General features: G+C 44.8%; 3 protein-coding genes. All 3 read right to left on the reverse strand.

Annotated features, from left to right (window positions below):
• On the reverse strand, nt 1–791 hold a 791-nt coding region (locus VMW01_01160; GenBank protein HUW04842.1), incomplete at its 3' end, for a glycoside hydrolase family 3 N-terminal domain-containing protein.
• Nucleotides 792–845: 54 nt separating this feature from the next.
• Entirely contained in the window at nt 846–2,159 is a 1,314-nt protein-coding gene (locus tag VMW01_01165; protein HUW04843.1) for a glucoamylase family protein, read from the reverse strand.
• 114 nt (nt 2,160–2,273) lie between these two features.
• Nucleotides 2,274–2,573, reverse strand: a 300-nt coding sequence (locus VMW01_01170) for a LamG-like jellyroll fold domain-containing protein (protein ID HUW04844.1), incomplete at its 5' end; no start/stop codon positions are given.

Consider the following 2,573-nt stretch of genomic DNA (forward strand, 5'->3'; position numbering starts at 1 on the left):
CCATTAATTTCGTTGAAGGAGGTCATTACCGAGCCAACACCTGCATCTATGGCCGCTTTGTAGGGTGGAAGATAATTTCCAAAAAGCGTTTGCATGGACATATCCACAGTGTTGTAATCACGACCAGCCTCCGGCGCACCGTAGGCGGCAAAGTGCTTAACGCAGGCAAGAAGTGTGTTGTTAGCGGCAAGGTTGTCTCCCTGAAAGCCCTTCACGCGAGTTGCAGCAATTTGGCATCCTAGCCATGTGTCCTCACCGGCTCCCTCCATCACTCTGCCCCAGCGAGGATCGCGAGTAATGTCAACCATTGGAGCATAGGTCCAATTGATTCCTTCGGCAGTGGCCTCGTCGGCAGCAATTTGTTCCGAATGTTCTATGGATTCCAAGTCCCAGCTGCAGGCTTGCGCAAGCGGAATGGGGAAAATGGTCCGGTGTCCATGTATTACATCATATCCAAAAATCAGGGGGATGTGCAGCCTTGATTCTTCCACAGCCACCTTCTGTAGTTTCCTAACGTAATCCACAGTGTAGGCATTGAATATGGCACCAGCCTTGCCTTCCTTTATTAGCTGTATGTAGTTATTGTTCATCATTGGTCCGGTAACGTCCCAATCGCTGGTAAAGAGCGATAGCTGACCAATTTTCTCCTCCAGCGTCATCAGTTTTATTATGGAGTCAGCCTTTTGCTCATATACAGCATTTGCCGATTCGGGCTTGTGGTTACATGCCTGAAATATTGTGATTACCCCTGGAATGGTTAGGCTAAGTAGAGCTTTTAATTTCCAGTTCATGGTTATATATTTTGAGATGAAGATTATCCTTGTTTAGACTAGCGTGTTTAGCGACTATTGTTGCTTAACAGGTGCTTTTGCGTACTTAAAATCGAGCAGTGAGAGCCCCTTCTGAACTTCAGGAATAGTGGAAAATAGATTCCACAATAATCCGCTTCGATAGTTTTCAATCATTACAACTATGGGTCCTTGGTCGATGGCTAAGTAGCTGTCGGCATACCAGTTTTTTTGTTCAGAGAAGGCATCAATAAAGCCATATTTCCCCCAAATTTTACCGCCAAGGTCATAGTAAAAATGTTTCAGGGCAGCCATGCTTTGCTCCGGTGTGTAAGGAAATGCCGAGAGCGCAGCAGTTGGGGAAATTACGCCCAGATCATTGGTGGGCGATTGGGCAGAGTAACCTTCGTAGTTATCGCTGGCCGTTAATCCCCAGCAATTCTCACCGTATCCCTTGTAGTGTTTTGGATTTTTGACGCAGTAGGTGTAGTTAATGAGCGTTTGATTTCTATTTAACTCTTCGTAGTTGGCATACCTATCCGACAGACCATTGGGATTAAGTCCCAAAAAGGAATATTGTGTAAAGAAGAGTGGACCTCCATATGGGAATCCAAGTGCAAGTGGATAGCCATAGTAGCTGTTCCCATTGTAAAAATGGTTAGATTTTGTCCATCCGGCATGGTAAACAGCAGAGTCGATGGGATGTGTAGGTGATGAGGCTGCTAAAATGTAGGTTATCAGGCACTCATTCCAGCCCTTAATGGGCATGTTCATTTTCCACTGGTAGTTGGGAGACCAATGCCAGTAGAGTGAATCGGTATGGTTAGTATACCAGTTCCAATCAACTCCCTCCCAAAGCTTTGTAATCTTGTTTTGTAGCGTCACCTCTTCCGGCGATCCACTATTGAAGTATGCTCGTGCTGCAAGCAGTCCTTGCACAAGGTAAGCTGTTTCTACTAGATCACCGCCGTTGTCGTATTGGCTGAATGGAAATGTTTTACCAGTGTTTCCGTTGTACCAGTGTGACCATGCACCGTGGTAGCGGTCGCAGGTATCCAAAAAATCTACAATTCTTGAAATTTGTTTAACGGCTGCATCTCTTGTTATAAAGTGCCTATCGGCACCAACCACCAATGCCATAATACCAAAACCAGTGCCACCAGTGGTTACAATATAGTTACCGTCACTTTGATCATTACTTCTTTCACGAGCCATGCCCGATTTTGGTTGGGCAAAGTCGACGAAATATTTTAGAGTTTGCCTTTGCACCGTATCCAGCAAGGCATTGTCGCTAAGCTGAGCCTTGGAATTGTTCTGACAGCTGCAAAGTATTGCTATGCTGATAATGGAAAGGTAGATCAGCTTATTCATGATGGTAAGTTGAAACGTAAAATGAAAATTCTAGAAGTTAAAAGTAAGGGGGAGCAAGAGTCTCCCCCTTCTCACAATTGAATCTAAAAACAACCTAAACCTAACCCCTTATTGTTAGTTTCCTTCGGCACCATTTTCTCCATTGTAGAGAGCGCCAACCTGATCTTCGGTTAGAGCTACATTGTAAAGGCGGAAGTCGTCCATGTCGCCAAGGTAGTTGCCCAACCATGTCTGAACAGTATTGGGATTCTTTCCGATAAAGAAGTCCGTTGCAGTTGTAGGAATGGTAATTCCTCCCATAAGTGCATCGTTATACGTGCTTGTATCCTGCATTACCTTAACTCCATTTAGGAATAATCTGTAAATGCTGGAGTTAGCATCGTAGGTATATACTACCTGGAACCACTTTGCAGT

The sequence above is a fragment of the Williamwhitmania sp. genome (genome assembly GCA_035529935.1).
GTDB lineage: Bacteria > Bacteroidota > Bacteroidia > Bacteroidales > Williamwhitmaniaceae > Williamwhitmania.

What these genes read in the sequence shown, in the direction of transcription:
- VMW01_01165 (HUW04843.1), bottom strand. Translation starts at nt 2,159, where the DNA reads ATGAATAAGCTGATCTACCTTTCCATTATCAGCATAGCAATACTTTGC.